The sequence below is a fragment of the Pseudomonas sp. Pdm06 genome (genome assembly GCF_014851795.1).
Taxonomy (GTDB): Bacteria; Pseudomonadota; Gammaproteobacteria; order Pseudomonadales; family Pseudomonadaceae; genus Aquipseudomonas; species Aquipseudomonas fluorescens_AA.
This window is the reverse complement of sequence record NZ_JACVAH010000003.1, coordinates 24,543-41,849: the sequence shown is the minus strand read 5'-3', so window position 1 is coordinate 41,849 and position 17,307 is coordinate 24,543. Positions and strand designations below refer to the sequence as shown.

16 protein-coding genes are annotated in these 17,307 nt (G+C 55.9%); 6 read left to right on the top strand and 10 right to left on the bottom strand.

Annotated features, from left to right (window positions below; translation table 11 throughout):
* Positions 1 to 23 precede the first annotated feature (23 nt).
* The gene (locus IB266_RS05915) at positions 24 to 920 is read right to left on the bottom strand and encodes a LysR family transcriptional regulator (protein WP_013692834.1); all 897 of its coding nucleotides are present in this window, start codon (positions 918 to 920) and stop codon (positions 24 to 26) included.
* Positions 921 to 1,049: 129 nt separating this feature from the next.
* Here IB266_RS05915 and IB266_RS05910 point away from each other — a divergent pair, with 129 nt between their 5' ends.
* Together IB266_RS05910 and IB266_RS05905 are read left to right on the top strand one after the other, a co-directional pair.
* Positions 1,050 to 2,132, top strand: coding sequence for an AbrB family transcriptional regulator (locus tag IB266_RS05910; protein ID WP_192260533.1), 1,083 nt, complete (start codon positions 1,050 to 1,052; stop codon positions 2,130 to 2,132).
* A gap of 162 nt (positions 2,133 to 2,294) precedes the next feature.
* Positions 2,295 to 3,200 (top strand): LysR family transcriptional regulator, encoded by a 906-nt coding sequence (locus tag IB266_RS05905; protein WP_013692832.1) that lies wholly within the window; start codon positions 2,295 to 2,297, stop codon positions 3,198 to 3,200.
* A 167-nt stretch (positions 3,201 to 3,367) separates the two neighbouring features.
* Here IB266_RS05905 and IB266_RS05900 read toward each other — a convergent pair whose 3' ends face one another.
* The 8 genes from IB266_RS05900 to IB266_RS05865 form a co-directional block, all read right to left on the bottom strand.
* Positions 3,368 to 4,396, bottom strand: coding sequence for an alpha/beta hydrolase (locus IB266_RS05900; protein ID WP_013692831.1), 1,029 nt, complete (start codon positions 4,394 to 4,396; stop codon positions 3,368 to 3,370).
* Between the two features lie 497 nt (positions 4,397 to 4,893).
* Entirely contained in the window at positions 4,894 to 5,382 is a 489-nt protein-coding gene (locus IB266_RS05895) for a cupin domain-containing protein (protein ID WP_063321885.1), read from the bottom strand.
* Between the two features lie 61 nt (positions 5,383 to 5,443).
* On the bottom strand, positions 5,444 to 5,722 hold the full coding sequence (locus tag IB266_RS05890; protein ID WP_060743004.1) for a LysR family transcriptional regulator: 279 nt from the start codon (positions 5,720 to 5,722) through the stop codon (positions 5,444 to 5,446).
* Entirely contained in the window at positions 5,712 to 6,029 is a 318-nt protein-coding gene (locus tag IB266_RS05885; RefSeq protein WP_192260532.1) for an antibiotic biosynthesis monooxygenase family protein, read from the bottom strand. The genes IB266_RS05890 and IB266_RS05885 overlap by 11 nt, the downstream gene beginning before the upstream one ends.
* A gap of 462 nt (positions 6,030 to 6,491) precedes the next feature.
* Positions 6,492 to 7,652 carry an MFS transporter gene (locus IB266_RS05880; protein ID WP_060743006.1) on the bottom strand — a complete coding sequence of 387 codons (1,161 nt, stop codon included), beginning with the start codon at positions 7,650 to 7,652 and terminating at the stop codon, positions 6,492 to 6,494.
* 205 nt (positions 7,653 to 7,857) lie between these two features.
* Positions 7,858 to 9,330, bottom strand: coding sequence for an NAD-dependent succinate-semialdehyde dehydrogenase (locus IB266_RS05875; protein ID WP_060743007.1), 1,473 nt, complete (start codon positions 9,328 to 9,330; stop codon positions 7,858 to 7,860).
* Positions 9,331 to 9,417: 87 nt separating this feature from the next.
* Positions 9,418 to 9,597 carry a rubredoxin gene (locus IB266_RS05870; RefSeq protein ID WP_343226763.1) on the bottom strand — a complete coding sequence of 60 codons (180 nt, stop codon included), beginning with the start codon at positions 9,595 to 9,597 and terminating at the stop codon, positions 9,418 to 9,420.
* A gap of 183 nt (positions 9,598 to 9,780) precedes the next feature.
* Entirely contained in the window at positions 9,781 to 11,892 is a 2,112-nt protein-coding gene (locus IB266_RS05865; protein WP_060743008.1) for a 3-hydroxyacyl-CoA dehydrogenase NAD-binding domain-containing protein, read from the bottom strand.
* A gap of 283 nt (positions 11,893 to 12,175) precedes the next feature.
* Here IB266_RS05865 and IB266_RS05860 point away from each other — a divergent pair, with 283 nt between their 5' ends.
* From IB266_RS05860 to IB266_RS05850, 3 genes are read left to right on the top strand one after another with little or no spacing between them, the layout of a single operon-like run.
* Positions 12,176 to 13,345, top strand: coding sequence for a thiolase domain-containing protein (locus tag IB266_RS05860; protein ID WP_013692824.1), 1,170 nt, complete (start codon positions 12,176 to 12,178; stop codon positions 13,343 to 13,345).
* 4 nt (positions 13,346 to 13,349) lie between these two features.
* Entirely contained in the window at positions 13,350 to 13,763 is a 414-nt protein-coding gene (locus IB266_RS05855) for a Zn-ribbon domain-containing OB-fold protein (RefSeq protein WP_060743009.1), read from the top strand.
* Positions 13,764 to 14,936: a lactonase family protein gene (locus tag IB266_RS05850; protein WP_060743010.1), complete on the top strand. Its 1,173-nt coding sequence runs from the start codon at positions 13,764 to 13,766 to the stop codon at positions 14,934 to 14,936.
* A gap of 52 nt (positions 14,937 to 14,988) precedes the next feature.
* Here IB266_RS05850 and IB266_RS05845 read toward each other — a convergent pair whose 3' ends face one another.
* Positions 14,989 to 15,828, bottom strand: a complete 840-nt coding sequence (locus tag IB266_RS05845; RefSeq protein WP_060743011.1) for an SDR family NAD(P)-dependent oxidoreductase — start codon at positions 15,826 to 15,828, stop codon at positions 14,989 to 14,991.
* Positions 15,829 to 16,188: 360 nt separating this feature from the next.
* On the opposite strand from IB266_RS05845, the gene IB266_RS05840 reads away from it, so the two are divergent.
* Positions 16,189 to 17,304 (top strand): CapA family protein, encoded by a 1,116-nt coding sequence (locus IB266_RS05840; RefSeq protein WP_103308710.1) that lies wholly within the window; start codon positions 16,189 to 16,191, stop codon positions 17,302 to 17,304.
* The last annotated feature ends 3 nt before the right edge of the window (positions 17,305 to 17,307 follow it).

Genomic DNA, 17,307 nt, shown 5'->3' with positions numbered 1-17,307 from the left:
CCCAAGCCGTCGCTATGCATCCGCTACCTCAATAACAGCGGTGCATCGTCTTTAAGCACGTTCAGCAGTACTTGCGCCGCCGGCGACAAATAGGCGCCGGTTCGCACGAAAACGACAATCGTGCGTTTCATTGTTGTTTCCTTGAGCTTGATCTCCCGAAGGTGCGTCACACCCTTTACGTCTTCGAGAGTCTCCCGGGCCAGAAAACTGAGCAGGTTGGTTTCACCAATCAGGCGCGGCAGCAAGGAGATCGAAGTCGTTTCGATCTGCACTTGAGGCAAAGGCAGGTCTCTGGACTGAAACGCATTGTCTATCCAGCGTCGGGCCGGCACGGCGGTGGCCGGCAGCACCCAACGGTACTGGCACAAATCGCGCAACTCATAACCTGCGCTAAACAGCGGGTGGTTGCGGCTGGCGACCACTACCGCCTCATCGTCAAACAACGCATGAAATTCCAACAAAGGATCTGCTTCGTACTGCGGGCAGATCACCATGTCCAGCCGCCCGGAAAAAAGTGATTCGCGCAGTAAATCGTCCTGCCCAATCACCAGGTTCAAGGTGATCTGCGGCGCACGTGAAAGCAGAGTCGCGGTCAGGTGCGGGAGTAGGTGATCAGCCATGGAAGCAGCGCAGCCCAGGCGAATATTGCCCATCACCCCGTTGGCAACATCACGTATCTCTCGCTGGGTTTCGGCAACGCTCTGCTGTAGCTGTTTGCCACGCACCTTCAGCAACTCCCCCACTGCCGTCAGCTTGATCCGACGCCCGTCGCGTTCGAACAGCCGGGCACCTAGAGACTCCTCAAGTCGTTGGATGCTTTTAGTCAGCGCCGGCTGACTGCGGTTGAGCTTTTGTGCGGCCCTGCCCAGATGGCCCAGCTCGGCGATGACTTCAAAATAGGCAAGGTCACGCAGGTCCATATTCATCAACCAAAGTTATCAATCAATCGATATTAGAAAATAGACTTTATCAAACACGCTATCAATAATTATCAGCACATCGATAGCGATGCCACGCCCTCAAGGCGACCAGCGATTGGAGCACGACTCTTGTCTTCTTCTGCCAGATTTTCTCTACATGCCTACCCCGCGCCATTCAAATGGTTGGCGCTTGCGCTAGTGGCTGGAGCAGCCGGTCAGTTGCTGAAGTTTCTAGGGGTGCCAGCCGGCCAGTTCCTGGGGCCGATGATGGTCGCCATCGTGTTTGGAACGTTCGGTGCGGGTATACAGCTCCATCCCTACGCCTTCAAGCTGGGCCAAGGTTGTGTTGGCATTCTGGCGGCCCATTCCATGACGCTGGCAGTGCTTCTCTCGATAGCCCAGTCCTGGCCGATGATGCTGCTGGCAACCGCCGCAACGGTTTGCCTCAGTGCTCTGGTCGGACTAGCCTTGGTATGGGCAGGCATTCCGGCCAGCACCGCCGCATGGGGAACGGCTCCAGGCGCTGCCTCGGCGATGGTCTCGATGGCGGATGAGTACGGTGCCGATTCGCGAGTAGTCGCCACCATGCAATACGTACGAGTCGTGTGCGTGGTGATGATCGGCGCACTGGTGAGCCACTGGGTCGGGGCACCGACAGGCGGCGAAACGCACGTGACAAACGTCGAGCCGCAGAGCTTCGGACTACTTAATCTAGGCCTGACCATCGCCACGCTGCTTGCTGGTGTTGCACTGGGCAATCGAGTGCCCGCCGGGGCGCTGCTGATGCCGTTGCTGCTGGGTGGCGCCTTGCAAATCAGCGGCCTGTTGCACATCGCGCTGCCCGACTGGCTCCTCGCTACTGCTTATGGCGCACTGGGTTGCTACGTCGGCTTGCGCTTTGACCGCCCAACGATTGGGTACGTCTGGCGGCGCCTGCCGGCGATGATAATGGGGGCCACGCTTTTGATCGCGCTGTGCGCATTATCTGCCTGGCTATTGGCATCAATATTGGACAGGGATTTCCTCTCGATTTACCTGGCCACCAGCCCGGGCGGGCTCGACACGATGGCGATCATCGCGGTGGACACGCATTCCGACGTGGGACTGGTGCTGGCAATGCAGACCCTGCGATTGTTTGCGGTCATCCTGACAGGGGCTTTTGTGGCACGGCTGATCATTCGCTTGTCTGAGCACCGCCAGATAACGTCATAGGCTTAAGCCACACCGCAAATGTCCGCATGCCCGAGGGCTGGTTTCTCCTACTCGGCAACACTTCCCTGTCGCTCACCATCGCTAGCAAACTCCTCCGTAAACTCTACGCACCACGCACCGGAATGTTATTGTTCATGCGCACTCACGAAGATCATTCAAGCCATGCAAGATGACATCCTTAAGCAATCCTTTGGTGGGTTGATGGCCTTTATTGCCGTCGCCCGGGAAAAGAGTTTTACTCGAGCAGCAGCGCATCTAGGCCTGTCTCAATCCGCGGTCAGCCATGCCGTCAGCTCACTGGAGCGAAATCTGGGCACGCGCTTGCTTGCGCGCAACTCCCGCTCAGTCTCGCCAACGGAAGCCGGTGAACGGTTACTGGCAACTGTCGGTCCCCGCTTCGAAGAGATCGACGCTGAATTACTGGCGTTGTCAGAGCTGGGCGAAAGCCCAACCGGGACCGTACGCATCACCGCATCGGATCATGCCATCCGATCGATCATCTCCCCAAAGTTGAAGAAATTCCTGCCGAAGTACCCTGGAATAAAAGTCGAGCTGTTCGCGGACAATGGGCTTATCGACATCGCAGCAGATCGTTTCGATGCGGGCGTCCGATTGGGTGAGGCGATAGCCCAGGACATGATCGCCGTACGCATCGGTCCTGACATGCGATTCACCGCAGTAGCGACCAGGCGCTACTTCGCCAGCAGCCCTGAACCAGAGACGCCCGAAGACTTGATGCAGCACAATTGCATAAACCTGCGTCTTCCTACCCATGGTGGATTGTGGCCTTGGGAGTTCGGGGAAGATGGCCGGCAGTTGAACATGCGGGTTGATGGTCAGCTGATTTACAACAGTATTTATGATTGCCTTGATGCAGCCATTGCAGGCTTGGGTATCGCCTATGTACCTGAAGACATCGCTGAGCCCTATGTCAAGGCTGGCCACCTGATTCCGGTACTGAAAGACTGGTGCCCGCTGTGGACAGGACTTCATCTCTATTACCCAAGCCGTCGGCAACCCTCCGGGGCTATGGCTTTATTAATCGCCGCGTTGCGCCACGAGTCATGACAGAAAAAAAAGGCCCTGCACAGCGTGCAGGGCCCGAAAGAGCCATGAAGACTCAAGGGATGAACGTTCCACCAAGGGCAAGTCGAGCGATGCGCACTACGACCTACGTTCAGACTTGAAGCCACAACATCCTATGCAAACCGGGCAGTTGCGGCTTCAAAGATGGGTTACTTCAGGTTGGTTCGGAAGAAAGAAGTCAGCTTGTCGAACGGAATCAGGTTCACCCGATCATACAAGTCCACGTGGCCCGCGCCTGGCACGATGAACAACTCCTTAGGCTCACCCGCCAGCTTGAAGGCTTCTTGGCTGAACTCCAGCGAGTGTGCTTCAGAGCCTGCGATGAACAGCATAGGACGAGGCGAAATCGACGCAATATCGTTGAACGGATAGAAGTTCATGAACTTCACGTTGCTGGTCAGCGTTGGATGCGTCGTCACTTCAGGCGAAGACCCGGCCGGGGTGAACTCACCACGAGGCGTGCGATAGAAATCGAAGAATTCGCGCTGGATGGGATGGGTGTTCGCGTCCAGTTTATGCACGGTACCGCCGGTGTACTTGGTTTCCCCACCCGTGAATTCTACATAACGCTGCTCAGCCGCCTCTGCGATGATCTGCTTGCGCTGTTCAAGTGTTTGCGAGTGCTTGAGCGCGTCGCGGTTGGCTGCGCCCATGTCATACATACTGACGGTGGCAATCGCCTTCATCCGAGGGTCGATTTTTGCCGCACTGATGACAAAACTGCCGCTACCACAGATGCCGAGAACGCCGATGCGGTTGCGATCGATATACGACTGGGTTCCAAGGTAATCGACCGCTGCGCTGAACGCTTCGGAGTAAATATCCGGCGCCACGGCGTTACGCGGTTGCCCCTCGCTTTCGCCCCAAAACGATTGATCGATCGCAAGGGTCACAAAGCCTTGTTCAGCGAGTTTCTGAGCGTAAAGATTTGAGCTTTGCTCTTTGACCGCCCCCATCGGGTGGCCAATGACAATCGCAGGGCTTTTGTTGGCCTTATTCAAATTTTTCGGGACATACAGGTTCCCGACGACTTTCATTCGGTACTGATTATTGAAGGATACCTTCTGCTCAGTCACCTTATCACTCTTGAAAAAGTTGTTCGCGCCGTTGGACATATCGGCTGCCACCGCGGTAAACGAACTAGCCAGCAGGGCCAGCGTAAAAAATAATTTCTTCATGGTGTTGTTCCTAATTAAGAACCGATGTGTGGACATCCAGAACGACTGCGGCCTGGCCCAGGCTCGATGAACGCCAGTGGAATCAAATCTAGCTGGTCAACTGCGCTGAACGGAGCATTGGGCTTTGACGCCGGGCACTACCCTTCATGGCATTAGGTCTAAGCCCACAAAGGATCAATTCGTCGACGTCAATGTATTCGAAGCGCTGTCTGGAAACACCACATCCAATTGAATGGAGTCATGCATAAAATTGATTAATAGATACCGGACTGCCTGCAATCCTGGACTGGTGCGCTGACGATTTTATTAGCTGCAGTTCAGGGAGTGCCCAAGGAGAACGGGAGATTCATTAAATCCCACCTTTAATCATTGACGAAAAAACTCCATCGCCCCACTGCGCCAAGCATCAATGTAACAGAATAATGCAGACCTAATCGTCGATTCTTCCATACCGGTTTCAGACTATATCGCGTTGATCCGCAGATGCCTTGGCGGCTTCATCGCGAATGCCCGTACTGCTCATCAGTAACCGGCTCCAGCCACTCGACATTTTTCCCGCCCTGTACCTCTTGAATTGCCAAGTGCGTCAAGCCAGTGGTATCCGTGGCCCCGTGCCAATGTTTTACACCCGGCGGGGTCCAAATCACATCACCAGGCTTGATGACGATTTTCTCCCCCCCTTCTTGCTGAATCCATCCAACACCGGCCGTGACGATAAGATTTTGGCCCGCCGGATGAGTGTGCCAAGCTGATCGGGCCCCTGGTTGAAAGGTCACAGCACCTGCCGTAACCCTTGATGGCGGGCGCGCTGCAAATAAAGGATCAACCCTGACGGTGCCGACGAAATTCCTGGACGAGCCCAGGACAGAAGGTTGCTCCCCGTTCCTGACAATTTGCATCGCGCTGTCAGGCTCCTCTGCAGCGTGCAACGAACTTGAAACCATCAAGATTACGCTAAGCATTGACATGGCAAACGTTATTCTCATCGATAAAATCCTGCTTGGAATGGGTTATCTGAACAGGAAGGGACGGCACGGCCGATCATCCTCACAAGGGGCGTATAACGTCCTGGATCCTCATCAATGCCGGCGCCAACCCCCGTACGATTTCGTTGGCCTTGGCCGTGGGCACCAGCTCCCTCGAACGTCGAATGAACAAGGGGTCTTTAAAGTGAACGCGCAGCTTCGCCAGCGTATTACTCACCGCTGGCTGCTTTACGTTCAGTCGTTCGGCTGCCCGCGTCACGCCTCGCTCGCGATAGACCACCAAGAGAATGAACAAGGCATTGAGATCGATCGCCGTAAATAGCGCTTCATCAAGCTTCATCGTGCGGCCCCCTTCCGATTGGGGGCGTGAAACTGGCAAACGTCAGGTTGGAACATGACGTTACCAAATGATTGACCAACGCCGTCATCGACTCACTTTCAAAGTGCTCAGTCATCATCGATGCCGCGCTCCAGTAGCCACTGAAGACCCACAAACCAGGATCGCGGGAGCTGCGAATCACGCTATACCCCAGGCATCCGTGTACTTTTTCAAAGGTCTCCGCGTACGCCTTCAAACGCTGTTCAAAGTGTTGGTCAACCTCTTCGATCACCCGAATCTCCAAGGTATTAACTGCGGCGATATTCATATCCGGCCCTGCTTTGCTTGGGTAATAAAATTAAATGACAACTGCGTGCAATGCCTGTGTTGCGCGCAATCAAGTCCCGCATCCAACGAAAGCATTTCTGCTGCACCAGCGAGACAAAACTAGCCCCGGCAATGGCGCCATGGCTATACGGCACCTGATTGATACGCTAATGAGCTTTTCTCAACAGTGCTCGTGCTTGAACTGCGCCACCACGAGTCCCGTTGAACAACGGTGGCTAAGCCATGAGCGGCACGTCCTGCAAAGACAGATATCGCCGAATCAAGAAGGCACCTATGAAAACAACGAGTTAAGAGCTATCGCGATAAACAGAATGGCAGCACTTGAACATCGTCGGGGCGCGATCCGGTGAATGCCGACTGAGCTTTTGGCAGCCATGAAACGCGGTCGTGAGGATTGCATCTACGCCGCGCGCTCTTCCAGGGAGATATATCCCGCAATAATTTACTGCCGTGGAAAGGCGTGACACCTCCCTCCCATGACCACCACAAGGGAAGCGCTAACGATGAGCAGCGCAAACCCCGAGAGACTTACTATCCCGAAGTAGCTTAGGAGCAAACCACCTACGGCACCTCCGCCAAAAATCCCCAAGTTGTAGATGGTCGTCAATATCGCCGTTGCCACCTCCGCATTATCTTCTGCCACCCGCCCCGTCGCTGATTGAAAAACAGTAGGCATGCCGCCGAACGAAGCCCCCCACACAAATATCGCAGCCGAAGCGATCATTTGATACGGAGCTGCTATCAGCACAACCATCGTCACAGCCGTGCACGTCAACGCGGTGGTCGCTATGAGCCGCAGCCTTGTATCGACGAAACGTCCGGCGATCAGTACGCCCAGGATGGCACCCGTACCGAACAGAAACAGGCCCTGAGCGGTCCCGCCTGACAGCCTGTTTTTTTCCGCAAGCGGCGCCATGTAGGTGTACAGCGTGTAATGAGCCAGGATCGCGCAAAAAGCCGACAGCAAGATCACTCTCAACCCCGGGGTGCGAATGACGTCATGAATCGAAGTGCCTTCCTTGCGCCCCTCTCCCGGCATGGGCGGCACGACCAGCAAAACCCAAACGATGACAAGCAGCGCGAGCAGCGAAAGCAATCCATAGCTGAAACGCCATCCAAGCAATGAACCCAGCATGCTACCCAAGGGCAAACCGGCGACCATGGCCACGGTACTCCCCGCCAGGGTAATCGCGACAGCCCGTCCCATGTCTTTGCGATCGACCAAGCGGATGGCATAACCACAGATGACCGGCCAGACAACTCCTGCGGCCAGGCCAGCCACCACCCGTGACGCGACCGTCAGCGCATAAGACGTCGAGATGGCGGTAATACCGTTAGCCATTGCAAAGCTCAGCACGAGCATGATGTACAACGATTTGCGAGGCAGACTTCGAGTGAGCGCCACAATGGGGATTGCGGCTGCAGCGGAGGCCAATGCATAGATGGAAACCAATAAACCGATACCAGCGGGGGGCTGCTCAAGGCTCTCCGACATCGCAGGCAGAACCGCTGCCGGCATCGTCTCGGTCAGAATGGTGAGAAACGCTGTAGTGGACAGAGCAAGTAGCCCGATCATAGGCAGGCGACCATTATTGGCGCTCATGGGCAAACTCCTTAATCGGATGCGTTCGTGCGAAGCGCATTGATGCCTTGCGCATCAAAAAAAGTCCGACATTAGCAGGAAGCAGCTTCAGGAAATGCCTGCCTCAGTGAATGCTCCTATGAATTCAAGTGGTCACTGGATTGGCCTTGATCATCGGATAAAGCCAAAGCCCCCAACGCCCGTCACGGAAACTGGGGGCACTGAGTCAGACGCGAGCAGTTTTCTGTAGCACGGTCTTGCTGACCATGTACGAGTCCAGACTCCACGGCCCCCCCTCTCTACCAATACCACTGTCCTTCACACCGCCAAACGGAGTGTCAGGATCCGGCGCACCGAAATGGTTAATCGACAGGACTCCAACATCCAGCTCACGACTCAATCGTTCAGCCTGTTCCAGTGAATTGGTGAACGCAAAAGCAGCCAAACCCACGGATAGACTGTTGGAAATCTCGATGGCCTCATCAAGGGTCGAGAAACGAACCGCGACAGCGACCGGCCCAAAAGGCTCATCGGTCATGATGGCGCAATCTAGTGGAGTGTCGACCAGCAGAGTCGGCGCAAAATAATAACCACGCTCACCTACACGATGCCCACCCACGGCAACCTTGCCGCCACGCGCCAATGCGTCATCGACAAAATGCTGCATCGCGGCGAGGCGCCGGACACTGGTGACCGGTCCGATGTCTGCCTTCGTATCCATGCCGTCGGCCACACGTACCTGATCGGCGGTTGCCACAAACGCCGCTACGAATTCGTCGTAGATACTCTCGTGTACCAGGAAGCGACCTGGCGCAGCGCACCACTGAGCGTTGATCCGAATTTTGCTCTTGAGTGCCATCTTGCCGATTTCCGCGGCATTGACCCCTTCGCAAACGATGACCGGGGCATGGCCGCCGAGCTCCATCAGCACCGGCTTCATGGCCGCACCCGCCAGTTGGCTCAAGTGCTTGCCGACTGCCACCGACCCCGTCAAGGTCACCATGCGGGTCACTGGCGACTCGATCAGGGTCGAAGACACTAGCGCCGGGTTGCCAAACACCAGATTCAATACGCCCTTGGGCAAACCGGCTCGCTCGAAGCACTGAACCATTGCTACTGCCGCGCCAGGGGTTTCTTCTGGGGCTTTCAAAATGATGGAGCACCCGGCGCACAGTGCACCGCTGATTTTTCGCGACGGTGCGCTTAGCGGCACATTCCAAGGCGTGAACGCTGCGACTGGACCAATTGGCTGACGAAGAATCGATTTCTGCATTTGAGCTTCGCCCGGAACGATGGTCCCGTAGGCTCGCAGGGCCTGTGCCATGTCCCAATCGAAGAAGCTCGCCGAACGCTCCACCTCCGCACGCGCATCTGCAATTAATTTGCCGTTCTCTCGGGTGATGATCTGCGCGATTTCTTCGGAACGTGAACGCACGCCTGCGATGGCACGACTGATGATGATATTACGCTCAGCCGGTGGTGTGTCCCGCCAGATTTTGAACCCCCGCTCAGCGGCGGCCAACACGCGTTTCAGGTCAGCGGTCGTGGCCCCGGGAACGCTGGTGAGCGATGCTTCGGTGCTGGGGTCCAACACTTCAAAGCAAGAGGGGCGGTCGAAAATCCATTCACCGTCGATGAAGAGGCCTACGCGCGGATGATCAGCGTCGGCGATGACATTATTATTGGTTTCAATGGACATCTGAATTCCCTCTACATTTGGCGCCAAGGGGCTCGGTTGATATCGCCCTCAATCACCGAAAAAACACTGTGCCGGAAAGGCAATTAATCAAATCTCGACCATCTCGAAGTCCAGCTTCGTCGCCGAACACTCAGGGCAAATCCAATCCTGGGGAACATCTTCCCACCGAGTTCCAGCAGGTATGCCCTCTTCCGGAATACCTTCGGCTTCGTCATACATGAAACCGCATAAAATGCATTGCCAAATTTTGAATTCGCCCTCGGACAAGGCTTGTGTGGACGTGTCATTGCTCATGATTTTTCTTCCGTTTCATTTTCTACTTGTTGGCCCCTTTGCCGACCATGGGAAGCGTTTCGTAACCCTTGGGGGACAGCAACCAGGGCGTTGCTTTCACTTTGCCAGAACAGCTGTTACCGGCCGCACGCGGCCATGGTTGCCATTGCCGTGCTTTCATATGACTGATTTCAGCTCTCTCAGGGACAGCCCTTCATTGGCCGCTTTCGACAGCAGCGGACTAGGTGCCCAACGCCTGCCGTATTGCTCATGCCATTGCTGCACTTGCAGATGGATTTCCGTGGCCCCGATCGTGTCAGCCCAGTACAGCAGCCCTCCTCGATGGCGAGGAAATCCAAAGCCGTACAACCACATGACATCAATGTCACTGGCTCGATATGCCTTACCTTCATCCAGGATCTTGCAAGCCTCGTTGATCGAGGCAAATAACAGACGTTTGAGGATTTCACTGTCGGTAAAGGTACGCTGAGGCGTGCCAAGCTCATGGGCGACGGTCGCGATGATCCGCATCACTTCTTCATCGTGACGAGGTGTGCGGTCACCTTCTTCATAGCGATACCACCCGGCCCCATTTTTCTGGCCCTTGCGGCCCAGCTCGACCATCCGATCCGGGACATGGAGCTTCCTGTATTGAGGGTCAGCTGCCGCGCGACGCTTGCGCGTGTCATAGCTGACATCGAGACCGGACAGATCGCTCACTGCGAACGGTCCCATTGGATAGCCAAATTCAACCATGACCCTGTCGATCTGCTCAGGGCGTGCTCCCTCCTCAAGCAGTAGCATCATTTCCGTGACCAGCGGCGCGCGACTGCGATTTGCCGCGAAGCCATCGCACGTTCCGGAGACCGCGCAGACTTTTTTAAGATCGCGACCCATCTTCATTGCCCGCACAACTGTCTCGATCGAGGTTTGATCACCCTTCACGATTTCGCACAGTTTCATCGCGTTCGCGGGAGCGAAGAAATGAGCGCCGGCGACGCTCTGAGGCCTGCCTGTCATGTTGGCCATGACGTTGATATCAATCGCGGAAGAGTTCGTTAGCAACAGCGCGCCAGGCTTCATCACCGCATCAAGTTTGGTGAACACATCCTTCTTCAGATCTATCCGTTCAAACACCGCTTCAACCACGACATCACAGTCGCCGATCTCTTCGTAATGAGAGACAGGCTGGACAAACTGAAGGCATGCATCCATTTCTTGCACAGTCATGCGTCCGCGCTTGACCTTTACGGCGTAGATGTCACGTATGCGCTGCAGGCCCCTGTCCAGTGCTTCGGCACTCGCTTCCAGGAGTTTCACCACAATGCCTGCATCAGCGAAGCAAATGGCAATACCGGCGCCCATCGTTCCCGCGCCGATCACAGCAGCGGACGTCACACCAGCAGGCTTGAAACCCGGGGGCGCATCCGGAACCTTGGCAGCCTCGCGCTCGGCAAAAAATGCGTAGCGAAGTGCCTTGGCAACATCAGAACCCTCCAGCTCAGAAAACAAGCGGCTCTCAACCTCTAGAGCCTCATCAAACGGCAGGTTGAAAGCTGCTTCGATACAATCGATCGCGTACTGAGGCGCCTTGTTGTGAGGAGACTTTTTGGCTGCTTCGCGGCGTGCCGCTTGCAGCAAATCCATGGTTGTCGCATCCATCGGTTCGAGCGCCAAATCGCGTACGCGCTGCGGTTGAGCGTGCGCCACTGCTTTTGCATACCTTACGGCAGCGTCACGAAGCTCTTGGTTTTGTGTTCCTGGAACAATCTGGGAAATAAGCCCGATCTGCAATGCTTCGGGGGCATGGATATGGCGGCTGGAGACGAGCAAATCGGTGGCTACGGCCGCCCCGACCAGCCTTGGTAAACGCTGCGTACCGCCGCCTCCTGGTATCAGCCCGAGAGCGACCTCGGGCAATCCGAGCTTGGCTGTGGGCAATGCAATCCGGTAATGGCAAGCGAGGGCGTGCTCGAGACCGCCTCCCAGCGCATATCCATGAATAGCAGCGACAGTCGGCTTGGCGCTGGCGTCGAGTGCCGCAGCACTCATGCTGGTAGTGATTGTTCTCGCCTTGCCGAACTGTCGAATATCAGCACCCGCGATGAAATTCTGGCCACCCCCCATCAACACGATCGCCGCGACAGCCGGGTCGGCGTTCGCATGGGTAACGGCGTCAATGATGCTCCCTCTCATCTCGGGAGTCAGGGCGTTGACGGGCGGATTGTTGACTGTGATTACGGCCACAACACCTTCGACTTCGTAACTGACCATCAGGCTTTCGCTCATCTCATCTTCCTGTCTCAAAAAAAATATGGCCTGCCCCTACCCCGCGACCGCTCGCACCCAATGAGCATCCAGGTTTGGCCCGGAAATTTGAGTGCAGCGCCATCCTGCGCTCCAAACAACGTTGAATCGATGGTAGCATGAGTTTTGATAATCAGCACGGATTTCACTGATCGGAACTTTTTGCTGTGCTACTTTAGTCTTTGACGCTGGACCGATCCCCCTGAACGAAGGTACCGGAAAGCACATTCGAGCTTCATCTTCATGCACTGAGGAAACCCTAGAGATGACAATAAAAGGCAGGGCATACATCGTCGGAGCGTATGAGCACCCCCTACGCAAGGCCCCCCACCATTCGGTGGCACAACTACATGCGGAGGCGGCGAAAGGGGCAATTGAAGACGCGGGATTAAGCAAAGATGACATCGACGGATATTTCTGCGCGGGCGATGCACCCGGCGGGAATGTATGGTCGATGGCCAACTACCTGAATCTGGACAAGCTGAGGCATGTCGATTCGACCGATATGGGAGGATGCTCTTATCTCGCCCATATCGCCCACGCTGCAGAATCAATAGCAGCGGGCAGATGCAACGTGGCTCTGATTACACTGGCTGGTCGCCCCAACTCTGAAGGTATCTCTGGGATACAGGCGCGCGTACGAGGAGTCAATCTACCGGACGCGCCATTCGAGATGCCCTATAACCCAGTCACGTTGAACCTCTATGCCATGTGTGCGATGCGCCACATGCATGAGTACGGCACAACCAGCGAGCAACTGGCGTGGGTCAAGGTCGCCGCCTCTCACCATGCGCAACACAACCCTCTGGCGATGTTGCGCAAAGTGGTCTCGGTCGAAGATGTATTGGCATCGCCGATGATTTCTGACCCGCTGCGGCGTCTCGATTCCTGCGTCGTGAGCGACGGCGGCGGCGCAGTTATCGTTGCCCGCCCGGAGATTGCGAAGGCCCTCAACAGACCACGGGTACGGATACTTGGCTGCGGTGAATCCACTAAACACCAGATGGGTGGACGCCTCGACTTGAGCTATACCGGAGCCGCGTGGACCGGCCCTCGAGCCTTCGAAGAGGCGGGTGTGACACCGGCCGACATCCAGTACGCCTCCATCTATGACAGCTTCACCATCACCGTCATCCTACAACTTGAAGACCTGGGATTCTGCAAAAAAGGCGAAGGCGGAAAATTCGTGTCGGACGGCAACCTTATTTCGGGCATCGGCAAGTTGCCGTTCAACACCGATGGCGGCGGCCTGTGCAATAACCATCCCGCCAATCGCGGCGGGATCACAAAAATAATCGAAGCCGTACGACAGCTTCGAGGCGAGGCTCATCCAAAGGTGCAAGTTCCCAACTGTTCGCTAGCCCTCGCCACCGGCATCGGCGGCGCGATAGGTCATCGGCACGGTGCAGCCACCGTCATCATGGAAAGGGAGTAAAAACATGTCGACCCCCTACACAGAACGCCCCATCAGCGACCCCATCCTGAACCCCGGTGATGAACCCTATTTCGATGCTGCGGCCGAGGGGCGCCTGCTCTTGAAGAGCTGCAATGCCTGCCATCAACCGCATCATTATCCTCGTGCGTTGTGCCCGTTTTGCTGGAGCACCAATGTCGAATGGATCACCGCAAGCGGGACCGGGACAATCTACACCTTCAGCATCACAAGACGCGGCGCATCAGCACCGTACTGCATTGCCTATGTGCGCCTTGACGAGGGACTGATGATGCTTACGAATATTGTCGATGTTGATCTGGACAGTGTTCGCATCGGGCAGCGGGTCAGGGTCGCGTTTAAAGAATCAGAAAGCGGCATGTCCGTTCCCATGTTCACAATTGACCATTCGGAGGCTTGAATGAGCAGCCGCGCCGTACTCTACAGCGCCGTAGATGATGTCATCACGCGCTATATGATTGACGTAGACAGCGCAACGCTCCACAGGATGGAAAGCGTCACTGTGGCCTCAAAGGTGCAATACGCATGGCCTCATCCATCCGGCGGCTTCCTGTATGTCTCAACAAGCGACGGTGGCCCGAGGGTGGAGTCCCATCACAATCACGTCAGCGCTTACTCGTTGGGACCTGACGGGCAACTCAACACTCACGGCTTACCTGCGCGACTTCCCTACCGAGCGGTACATTTGTGTATCGACCCCCTGGGACGATTTATCGTCAATGCCCACAATTTCAAGCGCGGCTCATTGACTGTGCACCGCATCAACGCAGACCGTACAATTGGCAGTTGCCAGGCTCAGGATCCGGACACCGACTTTGGGGTCTATCCGCACCAAGTCATGTTTTATCCATCCGCCAAACAAGTCCTGGTAGTTGACCGCGGCAATAACGCAACGACAGACAAGCTGGAAGATCCCGGGGCACTCCGTTCATTTCGGCTAACTGAAGAGCATCTCCAAATGAGCGATGTGGTTGCGCCGAATCATGGCTATGACTTCGGCCCGCGGCATGTCGACTTTCATCCGACGCATCCGTGGCTTTACGCAGCCGACGAGCGAACCAACCGTCTCTACATGTTCCGACATGACGGTGACCGGATCGAGGCCGAGCCAGCCTTCACGCGGGGAACGCTGCGAACCCCTGAGCACGTGCGCCCGCGACAACTCGCCGGTGCAATCCATGTTCATCCAAACGGGAAGTTTGTTTACCTGGTAAATCGCGCAGATGCGACGCACTCCGACCAGGGGCACCAAGTGTTCTCCGGAGGTGAAAACAACATAGCCGTCTACGCTATCAACCCTGAAACAGGCGAGCCCACACTCGTTCAGCATGTGGACACTCGTTCCTTTCACGTCCGAACATTTGCCTGTGATCCCAGTGGCCGTTTGCTCGTCACGGCGAGTATCAAGGCCTTGGCCACATACGATGATGAAAAAGGGCTGGCTGTAACGCCCGCGACACTGTCGATATTCCGGATAGGTGATGACGGGCATCTCAAGTACGCTCGAAGCGTCGATGTCGAGACGCCAGGAAATCAACTTCAGTACTGGATGGGTATTGTCGGGCTACGTTGATTGAGCGGCAATGCGCCGATGGTCCCCCACTGCCAGCAGTGGGGGACTACAATTAAATACGATTGAGCAGCCGGCCGCCGTCCACCGCCAATGAGATACCAGTGATGAAATTGGCTTCATCGGACGCAAGAAACAGGGCCGCATTCGCAACATCCCAAGCGGTTCCCTGGCGGCCGAGCGGCACTTTGGCGTTGCGCTCCGCGCTGACCTGCTCACGCGTCTGGTTCCACGCTTGAATACGCGCCTCAACCGCCATCGGCGTCGAGATCAAGCCTGGCAGGATGCAGTTTGCCCTGATCCCATAAGGAGCATTTTGAAGCGCCAACTGCTCGGTGAAAGCAATGACACCCGCTTTTGTAGCCTTGTAGGTAACGTAGGGATACTTACCCAATGCCGCCGCGGATGACACATTGACGATAACCCCGCCCCCTTGTTCGCGCATGAGTGCTACTGCGTGCTTACAGGCAAAGACGGTACCGCGAAGATTGATACGGCAAATGTTATCGAACTGATCTTCGGTGATGTCCATCAAGTCGGCGTCACCACCGGCGAGGCTGACCCCCACATTGTTGTGCAGGACATCCAGGGCCCCCCAACGTTTTTTTGCCATCTGCATGGCAAGGGCCAACTCATGTTCCCGGGTCACATCCGCAGAAAATGCTGCAGCGGAACCGCCCTCCTGAATGATCATCGCCGCAGTTTCCTCAGCGGACTCGATTTGCCGATCAACGGCCAGAACGTGCGCCCCTTCACGTGCAAATCGAATGGCCGCCGCTCGACCGTTACCCATGCCTTCGCCCGGGCTTTGTCCAGCACCAATAACAACAGCAACTTTCCCGGCAAGCCGCCCTGCCGGTGTGTACCCCTGCGTTTGATCCAGTGAGCCTGCCATTTCCGCCCTCTCTTATTTTCATGTAAGCGATTGAACTAACTGATAATTTCAAATAGTAGACTGGCACCAACGCCGTTTTCCTGAACAGGCGTCGACCCTCGACCTGCCACAGAGACGCTCAGGCAGGTAACGCCCGCGCCCGGAAGGAAGTCGAAATTGATACTATCACATGTTCTTATTATCGATACCTGTTCCGATCATCAGAACCAAGAAAATCAAAGCTGACTCTTTATCCAACGACATGATGCCTGTACAAATCGTGGTCATGCCGTTTTCGCAGTGCTATTATCAGTTCTAACTAGCAGCATATGTTTCATTCATCGGAACCATAAATTCCCCACAAAAATAATAGGAGGGAAAATGACATCGAACGCCACCATATTGATCGGCGGGGACTGCGGACCCACGCATGGACCGAAAGACGGCTTCCCGGTGGAGGGATACACAGAGCTCGTCCTGCCGACCCTTGCCTCGGCCGATATGCGCTTCATCAACTGCATGCGCACCTACTCGGACCGCACCGTGCGCGCAGATCATGCCCCACAAGTCGGTCAGCCCGTTGAAATGGCTGCTATTTTCACCAATGGCAGGTTCGATGCGGTGACCCTGGCAAACAATCACAGCTACGACAGCGGCCCGGATGCCCTCGTGGATACCCGGGACTTCTTTGTCTCGCGCGGCATCCAGGTGACAGGCGCAGGTCGGGATCTGGAAGAAGCACGATGTCCAGCAATCATTGAACACGACGGGATCAAGGTCGGTTATATGGGCTATACCTCGCTCGGTCCTGCCGGCAGTGAGGCAGGCCCGCAAAAACCTGGCGTGTCCAGTATCAAGGTCGATACCTCCTATGAAACACGTGGTCCCCACCAGCCCGTTCGCATTCGCACGGAACCCGATTCCAGCGACCTGGCGAACCTGATCGAGGACATCAAGAAGCTGAAAGGTGAGGTAGACGTCGTTATCCTGGCTTTTCATTCCGGCGTCATCCGGCTGCCACGCGTGATCTCCGATTACCAGGTGACCGTAGCCCATGCTGCCATTGATGCCGGTGCAGATATGGTGGTGTGTCACGCACCGCATATTCCCAAAGCGATCGAGATGTATAAGGGCAAAGCCATCTTCTACAGTCTCGGCGTGTTCGCAATGACCAAGTCGTTTCCCGCGCCTTCATGGAACGAACCCGCCTGGTCCCACGGTGCGGTTCGCAATCACGCGGACCTCGACCCCGAATACCCTTTCATGCCCTACGGCAAGGCCTGTACCTTGAGCTTGCTCGCCAAAGCAGTGGCGACCAAAAACGGTATACAAAAAGTTTCGTTCCTTCCGATGGTCATGGACGCACGGTATCGGCCTGAAGTGCTGGATCACGACGATCCTCGATTCCATGAAGTGCTTTCCTACCTGGAATGGGCCTCCGAAGACATGCCACATCGATTTAGCGTTGAAGGCAATGAAATCATCGTATCGGAGTAAATC